Source organism: Streptomyces sp. NBC_00354, assembly GCF_036106915.1.
GTDB lineage: Bacteria > Actinomycetota > Actinomycetes > Streptomycetales > Streptomycetaceae > Streptomyces.
Genome location: NZ_CP107983.1, coordinates 5,231,567 through 5,248,232 on the forward strand (window position 1 = coordinate 5,231,567; position 16,666 = coordinate 5,248,232).

12 protein-coding genes are annotated in these 16,666 nt (G+C 73.3%); 6 read left to right on the forward strand and 6 right to left on the reverse strand.

Going from position 1 to position 16,666, the window contains the following annotated elements; genetic code table 11:
* Positions 1-24 precede the first annotated feature (24 nt).
* From OHT74_RS23905 to OHT74_RS23920, 4 genes are all read right to left on the reverse strand, one after another.
* The gene (locus tag OHT74_RS23905; RefSeq protein ID WP_328621336.1) at positions 25-936 is read right to left on the reverse strand and encodes a carbohydrate ABC transporter permease; all 912 of its coding nucleotides are present in this window, start codon (positions 934-936) and stop codon (positions 25-27) included.
* A complete protein-coding gene (locus tag OHT74_RS23910; RefSeq protein WP_328623378.1) occupies positions 933-2,186 on the reverse strand; it encodes a carbohydrate ABC transporter permease in 1,254 nt (417 codons plus the stop codon). Before OHT74_RS23910 ends, OHT74_RS23905 begins: the two co-directional genes overlap by 4 nt.
* 97 nt (positions 2,187-2,283) lie before the next feature.
* Positions 2,284-3,669 (reverse strand): ABC transporter substrate-binding protein, encoded by a 1,386-nt coding sequence (locus OHT74_RS23915; RefSeq protein ID WP_328621337.1) that lies wholly within the window; start codon positions 3,667-3,669, stop codon positions 2,284-2,286.
* 144 nt (positions 3,670-3,813) lie between these two features.
* The gene (locus OHT74_RS23920; protein ID WP_328621338.1) at positions 3,814-7,005 is read right to left on the reverse strand and encodes an FHA domain-containing protein; all 3,192 of its coding nucleotides are present in this window, start codon (positions 7,003-7,005) and stop codon (positions 3,814-3,816) included.
* 460 nt (positions 7,006-7,465) lie between these two features.
* Between OHT74_RS23920 and OHT74_RS23925 the strand changes: the two genes are divergently transcribed.
* Entirely contained in the window at positions 7,466-9,244 is a 1,779-nt protein-coding gene (locus OHT74_RS23925; protein ID WP_266666565.1) for a serine/threonine-protein kinase, read from the forward strand.
* 150 nt (positions 9,245-9,394) lie between these two features.
* Complete coding sequence (locus tag OHT74_RS23930; RefSeq protein ID WP_328621339.1) at positions 9,395-10,654, forward strand: serine/threonine-protein kinase; 1,260 nt, start codon at positions 9,395-9,397, stop codon at positions 10,652-10,654.
* A 98-nt stretch (positions 10,655-10,752) separates the two neighbouring features.
* Here the strand turns inward: OHT74_RS23930 and OHT74_RS23935 are convergent, their stop codons facing one another.
* On the reverse strand, positions 10,753-11,763 hold the full coding sequence (locus tag OHT74_RS23935; protein WP_328621340.1) for an isopenicillin N synthase family dioxygenase: 1,011 nt from the start codon (positions 11,761-11,763) through the stop codon (positions 10,753-10,755).
* Positions 11,764-12,077: 314 nt separating this feature from the next.
* Between OHT74_RS23935 and prfB the strand changes: the two genes are divergently transcribed.
* Positions 12,078-13,187: a peptide chain release factor 2 gene (prfB, locus tag OHT74_RS23940; protein ID WP_266666571.1), complete on the forward strand. Its 1,110-nt coding sequence runs from the start codon at positions 12,078-12,080 to the stop codon at positions 13,185-13,187.
* A gap of 107 nt (positions 13,188-13,294) precedes the next feature.
* Here the strand turns inward: prfB and OHT74_RS23945 are convergent, their stop codons facing one another.
* Positions 13,295-13,486 (reverse strand): hypothetical protein, encoded by a 192-nt coding sequence (locus tag OHT74_RS23945; RefSeq protein ID WP_053784895.1) that lies wholly within the window; start codon positions 13,484-13,486, stop codon positions 13,295-13,297.
* A gap of 247 nt (positions 13,487-13,733) precedes the next feature.
* Between OHT74_RS23945 and ftsE the strand changes: the two genes are divergently transcribed.
* The 3 genes from ftsE to OHT74_RS23960 all read left to right on the forward strand — a co-directional run bounded on the left by ftsE (position 13,734) and on the right by OHT74_RS23960 (position 16,651).
* Entirely contained in the window at positions 13,734-14,423 is a 690-nt protein-coding gene (gene ftsE, locus OHT74_RS23950) for a cell division ATP-binding protein FtsE (protein ID WP_030161344.1), read from the forward strand.
* A 16-nt stretch (positions 14,424-14,439) separates the two neighbouring features.
* Entirely contained in the window at positions 14,440-15,372 is a 933-nt protein-coding gene (gene ftsX, locus OHT74_RS23955) for a permease-like cell division protein FtsX (protein ID WP_266666573.1), read from the forward strand.
* Positions 15,373-15,439: 67 nt separating this feature from the next.
* Positions 15,440-16,651, forward strand: a complete 1,212-nt coding sequence (locus OHT74_RS23960) for a S41 family peptidase (RefSeq protein WP_266666574.1) — start codon at positions 15,440-15,442, stop codon at positions 16,649-16,651.
* Positions 16,652-16,666 lie beyond the last annotated feature (15 nt).

Below are 16,666 nucleotides of genomic sequence, written 5' to 3' on the forward strand. Positions count from 1 at the left end.
CGCACGTCAACGATGCTGTGGGAGTTACTTGACCGCCCCCGCCATCACCCCCGTGACGAACTGCCGCTGGAAGGCGAAGAACACCACGAGCGGCACCACCATCGACAGGAACGCACCGGGCGCCAGCACGTCGATGTTGTTGCCGAACTGCCGTACCTGCTGCTGGAGGGCGACCGTGACGGGCGGGTGCGCCGAGTCCGCGAACACCAGCGCGACCAGCATGTCGTTCCACACCCACAGGAACTGGAAGATGGCGAGCGAGGCGATCGCGGGCGCGCCCAGCGGCAGCACCACCCGGGCGAACAGCCGCAGTTCGCCCGCGCCGTCGAGGCGGGCCGCCTCCAGCAGCTCGCGCGGGATCTCCGCGAAGAAGTTGCGCAGCAGGAAGACGGCGAACGGCAGCCCGAACGCGGTGTGGAACAGGACCACCCCCGCCGTGGTCTCGAACAGTCCGATGGAGCCGAAGAGTTTCGAGACCGGGATCAGCGCCACCTGCACGGGGACGACGAGCAGCCCGACCACGACCAGGAACAGCCAGTCCCTTCCCGGGAACTCCAGCCAGGCGAAGGCGTATCCGGCGAACGAGCCCAGGGTGACCACGAGCAGGGTCGCCGGGACGGCGATGGCCACCGTGCTGAGCAGCGCATTCGTGATGGTGTCGTTGGCCAGCAGCCGCTCGTAGTTGCCGGCCGTCAGCCGGGTCGGCGCGGTCAGCGCCTGCCACCAGCCGCCCTTGTTCAGGTCGGTGGGGGAGAGGAACGAGGAGATCAGCAGCCCGAGCGTGGGCAGCAGCCAGAACAGCGCGGCCAGCACCAGGAACACGCGGACGGCCCCCGCCGCCGCGCCGGCCGCGAGCCGGCCGGCCCGCGCACCGGCGCGGGGAACGGGGCGGGCACCGGCACGTGCTTCCGGGCGGGCCTGGGCGGAGGCGCTCATCGGGAACCCTCCTTACGGAGCCTGCGGATGTTGTAGAGCATGACCGGGAGCACCAGCGCCAGCAGCAGTACGGCGATGGCGCTGCCCAGCCCCGGATCGGCGTCGGTGCCGAAGGAGGTGCGGTACAGCTGGAGGGCCAGGACGTTCGCGTCGTCCTGCACCGAGCCCGGAGCGATCACGAAGACCAGGTCGAAGATCTTCATCACGTTGATGACGAGGGTGACGAGGACGACCGCCAGCACGGGCGCCAGCAGCGGCACCGTGACCCGGCGGAACACCTGCCACTCGTTCGCCCCGTCCACCCGCGCCGCCTCCAGCAGCTCCCGCGGTACGGCGGCCAGCCCGGCCCCGATCAGGACCATCGCGAAACCGGCCCACATCCAGACGTACGCCCCGATCACCGCCGGGGTGACCAGCGTCGGGCCGAGCCACTCCACCCCCGAGTACGCCTCCCGGAAGTTCGACGCGGGCAGCCGCAGCAGCGCCCCGTCGGCCTTCGCGGACAGGGTGAAGGTGCCGTCGGCGCGGGCCGTCGCCGAGTCGACCACCCTGCCGTCCTCGACCGCCTCGATCCGTATCCCCGCGAAGCCGGACTCGGTCGGGTCGACCGCGTTCGTCCGGCCGCCGCCGCCCCGGGTGAAGTCCTGCCAGGCCGTCCCCGTGACCTTGCCGGGCTCGGCGGGCGCGGCCCGGGCCGTACGGGTCCCCTCGGGCAGGTCCTCCGGGGCCACGCCGACCAGCGGGAGCAGCACCGGTGCGCCCGCCCGTACGGGATCCCGGGTGGTGAAGCCGCCCGCGGCGGCTCCGGTGGCCGGGACCAGCGGGGAGTCGCGGCCCGGACGTGCCTTCGGGAAGGCCGAGGACTCCGCGAACGTGTCGTGCACCCCGACCCAGACCGCGTTCGCGACCCCCCGGTCGGGGTCGTGGTCGTACACGAGCCGGAAGATGATGCCCGCCGCCAGCATCGAGATCGCCATCGGCATGAAGACGAGCAGCTTGAACGCCGTGCCCCAGCGCACCCGTTCGGTGAGCACCGCGAAGATCAGGCCGAGGGCGGTGGCCGTGGTCGGCGCCAGCACCACCCACAGGGCCGTGTTCTTGAGGGCCGTGCGGATCGTGTCGTCGTGCAGGATCTCCTGATAGTTGCCGCCGCCCACGAACGTGTCGCCCGAACGGTCGAAGAAGCTGCGGTAGACCGAGTAGCCGATCGGGTGCACGACGAGCGCGCCGAGCAGCACCAGGGCGGGCAGGAGGAACGCCGCCGCGACGAGGCGGCGGCGCCGGGCCTCCGCGGACCGTGAAGGAGAGCCGGCCGTGGTGGCCGCTGATCCCGTGGCCGGCACGGGATCAGTTCCCGTAGGCCTTGGCCGCGTCCGCCTCCAGTCTGGCCTGGATGCCCGCCACGTCCGACGGGTTCGCCAGGAAGTCCTGAAGCGCCTTCCACTCGCCCGCGCCCGGGGTCCCGCCGAACGCCGCCGGTGCCTGGTCCGACATGTCGAAGCGGAAGTCGTCGCCCGCCGCGATCAGGGCCTTGGCGATGTTCCGCTGGATGTCGTTCGGATAGGCCTTGAGGTCGACCGACTTGTTCGGGGAGACGAAACCGCCCTCACGGGCCTGGATCTCCGCCGCGTCCGGGGAGGCCAGGAACGTCAGCAGCGCCTGCGCCCCCGTCGACGGCTTCAGCGCGACCGCGACATCGCCGCCCGAGACCACCGGCGCCTTGTCGCCCACCGCCGGGAACGGGAAGACGAGGGCGTCCTTGCCCACCTTCGCCTCGGTCTGCCCGATGTTCACCGCCACGAAATCGCCCTCGTAGACCATCGCGGCCGCCGGCCGGTCGCCCCCGGTGAAGGTCTGCGTCACCGACTTCGGGAACTCGGTGGCCAGCGCCCCGCTCGGGCCGCCCGCCAGGAAGTCCTTGCGCCCGAACAGCTCCCCGAGGGTGGTCAGCGCCTGCTTGACGCTGTCGTCCGTCCACTTGATCTGGTGCTTGGAGAGCTGGTCGTACTTCTGCGGGCCCGCCTGCGACAGGTAGACGTTCTCGAACCAGTCCGTCAGGGTCCAGCCGTCCGCACCGGCCACCGAGACGGCCGGGGTACCGGACGCGGAGAGGGTGTCGGCCGCGGTCAGCAGCTCCTTCCAGGTCTTCGGGGGCTGCACGCCCGCCGCCTCGAAGGCCTTCGCGTTGTACCAGACCAGCGACTTGTTGGCGGCCTTGTAGTACACCCCGTACTGGGTGCCGTCGACCGCGCCCAGCTTCTTCCAGCCGTCCGAGTAGTTCTTGTCGAGCTGCGCCTTGGCCTCCGGGCCGACCGGCTGCACCCACTTGTTCTGCACCGCCGACACCAGGGCCCCGACCTGCGGCAGCAGCGCCACGTCCGGCGGCTGGCCGCCCGCGATCTTCGTGCCGAGGAAGGTGACGATCGGGTCCTGGGCCGGGACGAAGGTGACCGTGGCACCCGTCCGCTTCTCGAACTCCTTCAGGACCTTCGTGAAGTTCGCCTGCTCCGGGCCCGTCCAGACCGCCGCGACCTCCAGCTTCTCGCCGTTCAGCTTCGGTAATTCCACCCGCTGCCCGGCCGTGGACGCCTCCCCGCCCTGCGGCGGGTCCTTCTTCTCCCCGCCGTCCCCGCACGCGCTCAGCGCGAGCGCACCCGCGGCCGCGAGTGCCGTCCAGGCGGCGGCGTGGCTGCTTCTACGGTTCGTCGTACGGCTCGTTCCCTGCCTGCGCATGGCTCTGCCCCCGATGCCCGTGGTGTGACTGGTCCCACAAGGTCTACGCCGAGCCGGGCACCCCCGCAATACCGCCTCAGCCGTGTCGCCGCGTGTCGCGGTCCCAGGCTCACGGCGCAGGGCCCAGGACTCAGAGCTCGGGGCTCACGGCGCCGGGGCGACCGGCGGGGCCGGCGGGAACAGCACGGGTATCGCCGAGACGAGGTGCGAGGCCCGGTCCAGGGCACTGGCCAGCAGCGCCAGGTCGGTCGGGCCGTTGCCCAGCTCGCGCACGGGGCGGCGGGCCGGAGGATCGCCCATCCGCTCCCACTCCACCGGCACCACGGTCGGCCGCTGCGTCGCCGTCCGCGGGATCCGGCCGGTCACCCGGCCGGCCTGGAACGGGACCGTCCGCCCGTCGGCGTACCGCAGCAGGCCGCGGCCGGGGCCCGGCTGGTCGGGGGCGTCCAGATCGATGCGGAGCGGGTTCGCACGGGACAGCTCGCTGTCGGCCGTGCGGTCCGGGCGGGCGCTGGCGGCCACCAGGTGCACGCCGAGCCGGGCGCCGTCGCGGGCCACCGCGTCCAGCGCCCGTACGACGGAGCCGGCGGCGGGGCGGCCCGTACTGCCGAGCCCCGGCGCGACCAGCGCGTCGAAGTCGTCCACCAGCACCACCAGCCGGGGCAGCGGGCTCGGCCCGGCCGGGTCGGTGCGCGGGGCGGCGGTGCGCAGCCGGAGCGTGCCCGTGCGCTGGGGGTCGAGGTCGCCGAGCAGTTCGCCGGGGCTGGGCCGGCGCGGTGAGACCATCCGGTCGGACACCTCGTGCCGGGCGTGCCACTCGGCGAACGGGATCCCGTCCAGGAGCTCGGCGCGGCGCTTCAGCTCGGCGCCGAGGGCCTGCGCGAACTCCCGCATCCGGACGGGGTCGGAGGCGACGAGGTGGGCGGCGACGTGCGGGAGCTCGGTGCAGGGCTGCAGCCCGTCGCCGCGCTCACCGCCGGCCCCGTCCAGCAGGACGAGGCCCAGCCGGTCGGGCCGGGCGGCCGCGGAGAGGGAGGCGGCCACCGACCGCAGGAGCTCCGTACGGCCGCTGCCGGCGGGCCCCTCGACGAGGAGGTGCGGCCCGTCCTGGACCAGCTCGGCCCCGACCGGCCCGCGCCGTCCGCTGCCGAGCACGAGCTCGGCGCGGCCGCCCACCTCCTGCCCCTGGTCGGTGGCGGCGGCCCAACGGGCCATCAGGGAGGCCGGGGTGGCCCGGGCCAGCCCCAACTCGTCCAGTAGCCGGGCGGTGTTCGGGAGCGCGGCGGCGACGGCCCGCCGGGGCGCGGCGGGGGAGGGCTCGGCGCGCAGCGGGGCCAGGGCCCGGGCGAACCGCTCGGCCCAGGCCGCGGAAACGGCGTCGGCGGTGGCGGTGGTGCCGGGCGGGGCCGGCTTGCCGCCGGTCACCGTGAACGTCCGTACGGTCGTGGCCACATCACCGCTGAGCAGGGCGACCGCGCCGCAGTCCCGGAAGGCGGGGCTGCTCGCGCAGGCGGCCTCGTACGTCTCGGCGAGCGGGGAGGCGGGCGTGGCGGCCGGCGTCTCGGCCAGCACGAGGACGTGGATCCCGGCGGCCGGCCCGTGCGAGGCGAGCCGGCCGGTGATGTCGCGCAGCGCCCCGGAGCCGGGATCACCGTCGACGACGAGCAGTGTGTACGGGCCCTGGTGGGCGTACGCGGCTTCGCGGACGGTGCGGGGGTCGGCGGCGGCCCAGTGGGTGCCGAGGGGACTGTCGTCGAGGCGCCGGGTCAGCTCACCGGTGCGGCCGGTGGCCTGGTCGCGGTCGTACGCGAGGAGCAGCCTGCAGTCCTGGCCGTGCGCGGCGCGCACGTGCGGCAGCCAGCCGAGCCACCCCCAGTCGCCGCGCCGCTCGGCGACACCGCGCGCCCGGTCGGCGGCGAGGAGCACGATCTCCAGCTCTCCGGGCGCGTGCAGCCCGGCGAGCTGGGCGACGACGGACCGGGCGACCCCGGCAAGCCGTCCGCGGGGCCCGGCGATGCCGAGCGAGCCGACGTCCTGGAGCGCGATCCGGCTCCCGGCCCCGAGGCCGACGTCGAGCTGCCCGCGGGTACGGGACCACAACCGCCGGGTCGGCCCGAGCGCGGCCAGGAGCAGCGCGGCGGGATCATCGGCATCGGGTACGGCGGCCACGGCCGGCTCGGCGGCCGCACCCCCGTACGCGGGCTCCTCTTCCCCCCGCACCCACTTCCGCGCCCAGGCCCCGATCCCCCGCTTCCGCCCCGCCTTCTGCCCACCGGCGCCGGACTCCCCGGCTGCGCCGGACGTGCCGATGCGCAGGCCCGTCCCGGAAGTGGCCCCGGAAGGGCCGCCGGGGGCCGAGCCCGGGGCGGGTTCGGCCTCGACGGTCCGGCCCGACCCTGCGGGGCGGTCGGGGGCGGAGCCCCCGTTTCGGGAAGGGGCGGGGCGGGGGAACGATCCCTGCCGGGCGGCGGCAGAGCCGGCCGCCCCCGGCCGGGAGGGCGCCCGGCCCCCCTCGGACGGCATGGCGTGCCCGCCGGTCCCGCCCGCGCCGGGCTCTGCGGGGCGCCCGGCGCCGTGAGCGGCCTCGCCGGACCATCCCGCGCCGGAGGCTCCGGCGGCGGCGTCGGGTTGCCGGCCCGGGTCGGCCGCGCCGGAACGCTCCGTGCCGGGACCGGGCTCGGCGGGGGTGTCCTGGGGTGGGCCCGCCAGGGAGAGGTGACCCTCCAGGTCCGGGACGACCGGGAGCGGGGACGCCGAGCCGGGGGCCAGGCGGAGGGTCGATTCCCCGATGCGGAGCAGCGCGCCCGGCGGCAGCGCCACCGGGCGCGCCCGCACCACCGCGCCGTCCACCGTCGTGCCGTTCGTCGAGTCCAGGTCGGCCACCGCCACCCGCCCGTCCGGCATCACCGTCACCGCGCAGTGCAGCCGCGACACGTCCGGGTCGTCCAGAGGGACATCGGCGTCGGCCGAGCGCCCGATCCGGATCGCCCCGGGGTGCAGCAGGTGCACCCCGCCCGCGTCCGGGCCCGCCACCACGTGCAGCTGTGCGCCGTCCGTCCCGTCCGGCAGGACGTCCGGCACCGGCGCGTGCAGCCCCAGCACGGCCCCGTCCACGAGCGGCGGCTCCCCGAGCACCCGCCGCTGGAGGTCGAGCCGCTCCGTACCGGCGTACAGCACGACCGTGCCGCCGGTGTCGGGCCCGCCGACGGTCGCCGCCAGGCCGGAGGCCACGGCGGCGAGCGCGGTGCCCACGGGCGCGGTGACGAGCACGTCACAGCCGGCGGGCGCGGTCTGGTGGCCGCTGCGCGACCCAAGGACGGTCAGCCGGATCTGCATCGCCGTCAGCGGTCCCTTCTGCGCGGTGCGCGGTGCGTGCGCCCGGCAGGGGTACGACGGGCATGCCTGCCCGACCAACCCCCCACCCGGCACGGCGCGTCGTCCGGTCAGGTCTGCCCGGAAGGCGGGGCTCCCGTCCCGGCCGTTCCGTACGGGTGCATCCTCGCACCTGTCACGGACAACACGCCCGGCACCGGTCAATAAATGATCTTGAATGATCGCACCTCTTCGTCCGCGCGAGGCGTCCGGCCGGGCGCGCATCCGGACATACAAGCCGACGAAAGCCGAGGAGCGCCGGGCAACCCAGGGGAAAATCGCCCCCGGCATACCCCGCCAAACATCACTCTTCGTATATATGTGCGGCAACCAACCCCCGGCACCCCGCGTCTTCCCCGGCGACACCCCCTAGAGTGGGCCGGAAAAACGAACCACAGCAGGACGACAGCAGGGAGCGCGAGACGTGCGGCCAGTCGGCAGCAAGTACCTGCTCGAGGAGCCGCTCGGACGCGGCGCCACGGGCACCGTCTGGCGTGCCCGCCAGCGGGAGACCGCCGGCGCGGAGGCAGCCGTCGCCGGGCAGCCCGGCGAGACCGTGGCCATCAAGGTCCTCAAGGAGGAGCTGGCCCAGGACGCGGACATCGTCATGCGCTTCCTGCGCGAGCGCTCCGTCCTGCTGCGCCTGACGCACCCCAACATCGTGCGCACCCGCGACCTCGTCGTTGAGGGCGACCTCCTCGCCCTCGTCATGGACCTGATCGACGGCCCGGACCTGCACAAGTACATCCGGCAGAACGGCCCCTTCACGCCGGTCGCCGCGAGCCTGCTGACCGCCCAGATCGCGGACGCGCTCGCCGCCAGCCACGCCGACGGCGTGGTCCACCGCGACCTGAAGCCCGCCAACGTCCTGCTCGACGAGCGCGGCGGCCAGATGAAGCCGATGCTCACCGACTTCGGCATCGCCCGCCTCGCCGACTCTCCTGGCCTGACCCGCACGCACGAGTTCGTCGGCACCCCCGCCTACGTCGCGCCCGAGTCCGCCGAGGGCCGCCCGCAGACCTCCGCCGTCGACATCTACGGCGCCGGCATCCTGCTCTACGAACTGGTCACCGGGCGCCCGCCGTTCGCCGGCGGCACCGCCCTCGAGGTGCTCCACCGCCACCTCAGCGAGGACCCGCAGCGCCCGCCGAACGTGCCCGAGCCGCTCTGGATCGTCATCGAGCGCTGCCTGCGCAAGGAGCCGAACGAGCGCCCCAGTGCCGAGAACCTGGCCCGCGGACTGCGCGTGGTCGCCTCCGGCATCGGCGTGCACAGCGCCCCCGCCGAGGTGGAGGCCGCCCTCGGCGTCGGCGCGCTGCTCGCGCCCGACCCCTCGCCCGCGCCGGTCCCCGAGACCCCGGGCGCCGCGGCCGACCCGACCCAGGTGCTGCCCGGCCGCGCCGCCGCCGCGTCGCCCATGGGCGCGTACGACCCGAACGGCATGACCAGCGTGCTCCCGCCGGTCGGCGCCGCCGATGCCACCTCGGTGCTGCCCAGCACGGGCGGCCCCGGCGGGCCCGGCGCGGACCCGACCTCCGTCATGCCCCCGGTGCAGCAGCCGGACCAGCCGCACCCGTGGCAGTCGCAGATGCAGGCCGCGCGTGACCGCAACGAGCAGACGCAGATGCAGTACCTCGACCCGAGCGAGGACCCCCTGCGCCGGCGCCCGCAGCGGCAGGCGCCCCCGCCGCCGCAGCAACGGCCGCAGCAGCCCCCGCAGTACCGGCAGGGCCCGCCGCCGCAGCCGTACCAGCAGCAGCGCCCCCAGCCGCCGCAGTACCAGCAGCCTCCGCAGCAGCAGCCGTACTACCAGCCGCAGCCGCCGCCCCAGCAGTACCAGCAGCCGCAGCAGCCCCCGTACCAGCAGCAGCCCCCGCGGCAGCCTCAGCCCCAGCGCCAGGCGCCCCCGCAGCAGCAGCCCCCGCAGGGCCCGCCGCCGCAGCAGCGCGCCCCCCGGGAGCCGCGCGAACCGCGCCGCCGCAGCGCCAACCCGGTCAAGATCCCGGGCCTGGGCTGCCTCAAGGGCTGCCTGGTCATGATCCTGCTGTTCGTCGTGGCGGGCTGGCTGGTCTGGGAGCTCACCCCGCTCCAGGAGTGGGTCGGCACCGGCAAGGGCTGGTGGGACCAGCTGTGGACCTGGGGCTCCGACATCGTCGACTGGGTCGGCGCGATCGGCGACTCCGCGGGTGGCGGCACGCCCTGAACCGGGCTCTCGTAGCACCGACTTCGTGGATTTGTCGACTTCTGGGACGTGATTTCGCGCCCAGAAGTGAAGGTCACCGTGTTCCGGGGCGTCCAACCCCCACCCGGCCGCGTAGCTTTGGTGCGTACGCCAGCCGCTGAGGGAGCAGTCGTGGCACGGAAGATCGGCAGCCGGTACACCGCGCACCAGATCCTGGGGCGCGGCAGCGCGGGCACGGTGTGGCTGGGCGAGGGGCCGGACGGGCCCGTCGCCGTCAAACTGCTGCGCGAGGACCTCGCGTCCGACCAGGAGCTGGTCGGACGCTTCGTCCAGGAGCGCAGCGCGCTGCTCGGCCTGGACCACCCGCACATCGTCTCCGTCCGCGACCTCGTCGTCGACGGCAACGACCTGGCCCTGGTCATGGACCTCGTACGCGGTACGGACCTGCGCACGCGCCTCGACCGGGAGCGCCGGCTCGCCCCCGAGGCGGCCGTGGCGATCGTCGCCGACGTCGCGGACGCGCTGGCGGCAGCGCATGCGGCCGGGGTCGTGCACCGGGACGTGAAGCCCGAGAACGTCCTGCTGGACATGCAGGGGCCGCTGGGGCCGGGCGGATCGCATCCGGCGCTGCTGACCGACTTCGGCGTGGCCAAGCTGATCGACTCGCCGCGCCGGGCCGCCGGGGCGCCGGGCGCGCGGGCCTCGGCCCCGACGACCCGGATCATCGGGACGCCGGACTATCTGGCGCCGGAGATCGTGGAGGGCCTGCCGCCGCGGGCGGCCGTGGACATATACGCCCTGGCCACCGTGCTGTACGAGCTGCTGGCGGGTTTCACGCCGTTCGGCGGGGGCCACCCGGGCGCGGTGCTGCGACGGCACGTGACGGAGACGGTGGTCCCGCTTCCCGGGATCCCGGACGAGCTGTGGCAGCTGATCGTGCAGTGCCTGGCCAAGGCCCCGGCCTCGCGCCTGCGCGCGTCCGAGCTGTCGGTCCGCCTGCGGGACCTGCTCCCCCTCCTCGCCGGGATGCCGCCGCTGGACGTGGACGAACCGGACGAGCCGGAGCCGGAGTCGGCGGAGCCGGTGGAAGGCGACGGCCCGGTCCGCCGCCGGGGGGTGGTCCCGCTGGTGCCGGGCTCCGCGACGGACTCGAACCGGGACACGCACACCTCGATGCGGGTGCCGGGACCGGACGAGCTGGCCGGGGGCGCGCTGGGCACGGCCCGGGTCCCCCGCCCTGCGGGCGGCCACCGGCCGGGCTCGGCCCGCCACCGCGCGGAGACGGCCCGCAAGCGCCGCCTGGCCCTGACGGCCGGGGCCGTCGCCCTGGCCGCCGCGCTGGGCGTGGGCACCTGGCTGGCCGCCTCCGGCGACGAGCCGCCACCCCCGCAGGACAGCAAACACTCGGCCCCGTCGAAGCCGAAGCCCTAGCCGGCCGAAGCCGGCCCAGGGCCCTGCCCCGACCCGGTCCTCGGGGTCTGGGGCGGAGCCCCGGTCTCCGGAGCCGGGGCCGGGGCGGCGCCCCGGGGCTACGTGACCGAGGGGACCAGTTCCGGGTGCCAGCGGCGGGCCACCGCCGGGTGGGCCCGGGTCCAGCCCTTCAGCTCGTTGCGGCCGTACTCCGCGTGCAGCGGATTCGTGGCATCGTGCGCCACCCCCGGCGCCGACCGCAGGTACTCGCCCGGAACCGTCTCCACCACCGCATCCAGCCGCGGGTTGTAGAAGAACGGCACCGAGTACCGCTCCACCGCCCCCGGCGGGCTGACCACCCGGTGGTCCGTGGCCACCAGGTACCCCTCCGTCGCGATCTCCAGCAGCTCGCCCAGGTTGACCACGAACGCCCCCGGCCTCGGCGGCACGTCCAGGAACCCGTCGCCCTGCCGCACCTGCAGGCCGCCCACCGAGTCCTGCAGCAGCAGCGTCAGGAACCCGTAGTCCTTGTGGGCCCCGACCCCCTGGTCGGTGCCGGTCGGGGAGGAGCCGGGGTAGCGGATCAGCTTCGTGTGCAGGTGCGGCCGGTCCGCGAAGGCCTCGTCGAAGAAGTCGGAGGGGGCGCCGATCGAGGTCAGCAGCTCCTGCAGCAGGCGGTGGGCCACCGCGGCCAGCCGGGACTGCCACTCCAGTACGACGGGACGCAGCTCCGGCAGGGCCTGCGGCCACTGGTTCGGGCCCTCCAGCCACAGGTACGGCGGGTCGTCGGGGCCCACCACAGGCGCCGGCCGCTCGGCGCCGACGTCCAGCTGGTCGCGCCAGTCGGAAGCCCCGCCGGTCAGCTCGTGGCCGATACGGGTGTAGCCGCGGAAGTGCGGCGAGTTCAGGTTGCTCACGGCGAGCCGGTCGGCCTCGGGCAGGGCGAAGAAAGCCCTGGTCAGCTCGAGGATGCGGGCGGTCTCCGCATCGGTGATGCCGTGCCCGGTCAGATGCAGGAAGCCGGTGTCCCGGGCTGCCGCGTGCAGCTGCTTCAGGAAGTCGGCCCGCTGGGTGGGGTCGTCGGCCTGGGAGAGGTTGATGACGGGAAGAGAGGTGTGCGCGGACGGCATGACGGCTCCGTTTCGGATGTCACGGGGTCCTGTTCCCCAAAGGGTGTCGGGGCAGCGGATGGGGAGGGCCGCCGGCAGGGATGGCGCCGGAGCCGCTTGGGCCGCGTACAGGACCAAGTCGGATCGGGGTGGATCAGGCTTGGGGATGGTCCGGCGGCAGACAGCTCGTCGTCGTGACACGCATGTGATCCACATGGCGGCGCTTGACGAGGAGGAGAGTCATACCGTGAGCGTACGCCCGTTCCCCCGCTCACCAGAACGGGCGATCCGGCCTGCCAGGACGGCGCCGTCCGCGGACCGGCTACGCTGGACCCGTGGCAGTCGTCGATGTTTCCGAAGAGCTGAAGTCCCTCTCCTCGACCATGGGGTCGATCGAGGCCGTCCTGGACCTCGACAAGCTGAGGGCAGAAATCGCCGTGCTCGAGGAGCAGGCCGCCGCGCCGTCCCTGTGGGACGACCCGGAGGCCGCCCAGAAGATCACGAGCAAGCTTTCGCACCTCCAGGCAGAGGTCCGCAAGACCGAGACCCTGCGCGGCCGCATCGACGACCTCGCGGTGCTGTTCGAGCTCGCCCAGGAGATGGACGACGCGGACACCCTCGCCGAGGCCGAGGCCGAGCTGACCTCCGTCCGCAAGGCGCTGGACGAGATGGAGGTCCGCACCCTGCTCTCCGGCGAGTACGCCGAGCGCGAGGCGCTGGTCAACATCCGCGCCGAGGCCGGCGGCGTCGACGCCTCCGACTTCGCCGAGCGCCTGCAGCGCATGTACCTGCGCTGGGCCGAGCGCCACGGCTACTCCACCGAGATCTACGAGACCTCGTACGCGGAAGAGGCCGGCATCAAGTCGACCACCTTCGTCGTCAAGGCCCCGTACGCCTACGGCACCCTCTCCGTCGAGCAGGGCACCCACCGCCTCGTGCGCATCTCGCCCTTCGACAACCAGGGCCGCCGCCAGACCTCCTTCGCGGGCGTCGAGGTGCTGCCGGTCGTCGAGACCAGCGACCACGTCGAGATCGACGAGGCCGAGCTGCGCGTCGACGTGTACCGCGCCTCCGGCCCCGGCGGCCAGGGCGTCAACACCACCGACTCGGCGGTGCGCATCACGCACCTGCCGACCGGCATCGTCGTCTCCTGCCAGAACGAGCGCTCGCAGATCCAGAACAAGGCCAGCGCGATGAACGTCCTCCAGGCCAAGCTGCTCGAGCGACGCCGCCAGGAGGAGAAGGACAAGATGGACGCCCTCAAGGACGGCGGCAGCTCCTGGGGCAACCAGATGCGCTCCTACGTCCTGCACCCGTACCAGATGGTCAAGGACCTGCGGACGGAGTTCGAGGTCGGCAACCCGCAGGCGGTGCTCGACGGCGAGATCGACGGCTTCCTCGAGGCCGGCATCCGCTGGCGCAAGCAGCAGGAGCAGACCGCTTAAGGCGGCAGCCGGCCGCGTCAGGCGGCGAACGGCATGGGAAGGGCCCGGACACCTGAGGTGTCCGGGCCCTTCCCATGCCGGAATGTCATGATCGGAACGCGGGGAGGCTACGCCGCCTGCTGCGCCACCCAGGCCAGAGCTGCCACAAGGACCACCAGGAGCAAGATGAGCGCCATGGGGTTCAGGCCGGCGAAGGGGCCCTCCTGCTGGAGGCGCTCCCGGTTCGCCCGGCACACCGGGCAGCGGCCCTGACTGACGGGCGCGGCGCAGTTCGCGCACACGAGCCGGTCATATGTCATGCGCTCTCCTCCTCTCGTCCCCTTGAACAACGCCTGACGGAACGAGTCCGTTCCCTACCACTGTGCCAGCTCTCGCGACATTCGGCGCGGCCCGTCCGGGCAATCACGGACCATCCCGGGACGATCCCCTCCCGGACCAGGGGATATATCGGGCAACTCCGGACGCCGGGCCCCCACCCCCCGCACGTTCGCGTATGGTCACGCACACCGACTCCGCACACCTACTCCCGGCGACCGTGGTGCACCCGTGATCCGATTCGACAACGTCTCCAAGTCCTACCCGAAGCAGAACCGTCCTGCACTCAGAGATGTCTCCCTGGACATCGCGAAGGGCGAGTTCGTCTTCCTGGTCGGCTCCTCCGGCTCCGGCAAGTCCACCTTCCTGCGGCTGGTCCTGCGCGAGGAACGGGCGAGCCACGGCCAGGTCCACGTGCTCGGCAAGGACCTCGCCAAGCTCTCCAACTGGAAGGTCCCGCAGATGCGGCGCCAGCTGGGGACCGTCTTCCAGGACTTCCGCCTCCTCCCCAACAAGACCGTGGCCGAGAACGTCGCCTTCGCCCAGGAGGTCATCGGCAAGCCGAGAGGCGAGATCCGCAAGGCCGTCCCCCAGGTCCTGGAGCTCGTGGGCCTCGGCGGCAAGGAGGACCGGATGCCCGGCGAGCTCTCCGGCGGTGAGCAGCAGCGCGTGGCCATCGCCCGCGCCTTCGTCAACCGGCCGGCCCTCCTGATCGCGGACGAGCCCACCGGCAACCTCGACCCGCAGACCTCGGTCGGCATCATGAAGCTGCTGGACCGGATCAACCGGACCGGCACCACCGTGATCATGGCCACGCACGACCAGCAGATCGTGGACCAGATGCGCAAGCGCGTCATCGAACTCGAACAGGGCCGACTCGTACGCGACCAGTCGCGCGGCGTCTACGGCTACCAGCACTGAAGGGCTTTGAGACGTCATGCGCGCCCAGTTCGTCATGTCGGAGATCGGCGTCGGTCTCCGTCGCAATCTCACCATGACCTTCGCGGTCATCATCTCCGTGGCCCTGTCGCTGGCCCTGTTCGGTGGCTCCCTGCTCATGCGCGACCAGGTGAGCCAGATGAAGGGCTACTGGTACGACAAGGTCAACGTCTCGATCTACCTCTGCAACAAGAGTGACGCGGAGGACAACAGTGAGAGCGGGAGCAAGGCCTGCGCCAAGGGCGCGGTCACGCCCGAGCAGAAGCAGCAGATCGAGGCCGACCTGAAGAAGATGGACCTCGTCGAGACGGTCCATTACGAGTCCTCGGACGAGGCTTTCAAGCACTACAAGGAGCGCTTCGGGCACACCGCGCTCGCCTCGGTGATCACACCGGACCAGATGCCCGAATCCTTCCGGGTGAAGCTGGAGCAGCCCGAGAAGTACAAGGTCATCACCACCGCCTTCGCGGGCCGCGACGGCGTGCAGTCGGTCGAGGACCAGCACCAGGAGCTCGACAACCTCTTCACGATGCTCGGCTACCTCAACCTGGCCGCCCTCGGCATCATGCTGATCATGCTGATCGTGGCCCTGCTGCTGATCGTCAACACCGTGCGCGTCTCCGCCTTCAGCCGGAGGCGGGAGACCGGGATCATGCGGCTCGTCGGCGCCTCCAGCTTCTACATCCAGGTGCCGTTCATCATGGAGGCCGCCTTCGCGGGCCTCATCGGCGGCTTGTTCGCCTGCGTCATGCTCGGCGCCGGCCAGTACTTCGTCATCGACCACGGCGCCTCGCTGCGCGCCAAGATGGAGCTGATCAACTTCATCGGCTGGGACTCCGTCCTGACCAAGCTGCCGTTGGTGCTGGTCATCGGGGTGCTGATGCCCTCGCTGGCCGCCTTCATCGCATTGCGCAAGTACCTGAAGGTGTGACAAGCGCCCCGTGTGAGGTCCGCCCAACCCGCCGTGCCTCCACGGGGCTTGTCCTAGACTCGGCGCCATGCCGGGCTTGCCGAGTATTCCCGCCATCTGTCTCCGGCCCCGCGACCTGCGTCGCGGGGCCGTTTTGACGTTGGCCTTCATCGCGGCCGTCGGCGCCGCGGCGGGCACCGGCTGCTGGGACCGCGCGGACGCCCTGGGGGCCGCCGGCGGCGGGTTAACGGCCGTCGGTATGCAGACCCCCGCGGCCGCGCCCGAGGCGCCCCGGGAGAGCGGCACCGCCGACCGCGAGGCCGTGGCCCGCGCCGCCGCCGAAGCCGTCGCCGAGGGCAAGTCCGGCAAGAAGGCCGCCCAGGAGGTGGTCAGCCGCAGCGGCGACCGCTGGGGCATGGTCTACGACCAGGGCGAGTACGCCGCCTTCACCGACGACCTCGACGGCCGCTGGACCGGCGTCGGGCTCTGGACCGAGCGCCGCCAGGACGGCCGCATCGACATCGACAAGGTCCAGCCCGCCAGCCCCGCCGCCCGGGCCGGGCTCCGCGCCGGGGACCGGCTGCTGAGCATCGACGGCAACGCCGTCACCGGCCTGCGCGTCTGCGACGTGGTCGCCCTGCTGCGCGGCGAGGCCGGCACCCCCGTCGTCCTGCACCTCACCCGGGACGGCGTCGACCGCACCGAGACCCTGCGCCGCGAGCAGCTGCACGCCGAGCCCGTGACCGTACGGGAGCTCCCGGGCGGGATCACGGTCATCAAGGTCGCCTCCTTCACCCGCGGCTCGGGCGAACAGGTCCGGGCCGCCGTCCGCGCGGCCCCGGCCGGCGCCGGCTTCATGCTCGACCTGCGCGGCAACCCGGGCGGCCTGGTCACCGAGGCCGTGACGGCCGCCTCCGCCTTCCTGGACGGCGGGCTGGTGGCCACGTACGACGTACGGGGGGCGCAGCGCGCCCTGTACGCGAGCCCGGGCGGGGACACCGCGAGACCCGTGGTGGCGCTGGTGGACGGCGGCACGATGAGCGCGGCGGAGCTGGTGACGGGCGCCCTCCAGGACCGCGGCCGCGCGGTGGCGGTGGGCACGAGGACCTTCGGCAAGGGCTCGGTGCAGATGCCGACGCAGCTCCCGGACGGCTCGGTGGCGGAGCTGACGGTCGGCACGTACCGCACCCCGGCGGGCCGCAGCCTCGACGGCAACGGCATCACCCCGGACCTCGCGGCGGCCGACGGCGCCGAGGAACGGGCGCGCACAGTATTGGGTGGCCTGGGGGTGGGTCCGTAGTGCGAAAATGACCGC

Excerpts from the sequence above, each read along its gene's own strand:
- OHT74_RS23905 (WP_328621336.1), bottom strand. The coding sequence starts at position 936 with ATGAGCGCCTCCGCCCAGGCCCGCCCGGAAGCACGTGCCGGTGCCCGC.
- OHT74_RS23960 (WP_266666574.1), top strand. The coding sequence starts at position 15,440 with ATGCCGGGCTTGCCGAGTATTCCCGCCATCTGTCTCCGGCCCCGCGAC.
- OHT74_RS23945 (WP_053784895.1), bottom strand. The coding sequence starts at position 13,486 with ATGACATATGACCGGCTCGTGTGCGCGAACTGCGCCGCGCCCGTCAGT.
- OHT74_RS23920 (WP_328621338.1), bottom strand. The coding sequence starts at position 7,005 with ATGCAGATCCGGCTGACCGTCCTTGGGTCGCGCAGCGGCCACCAGACC.
- ftsX (WP_266666573.1), top strand. The coding sequence starts at position 14,440 with ATGCGCGCCCAGTTCGTCATGTCGGAGATCGGCGTCGGTCTCCGTCGC.
- OHT74_RS23935 (WP_328621340.1), bottom strand. The coding sequence starts at position 11,763 with ATGCCGTCCGCGCACACCTCTCTTCCCGTCATCAACCTCTCCCAGGCC.
- OHT74_RS23915 (WP_328621337.1), bottom strand. The coding sequence starts at position 3,669 with ATGCGCAGGCAGGGAACGAGCCGTACGACGAACCGTAGAAGCAGCCAC.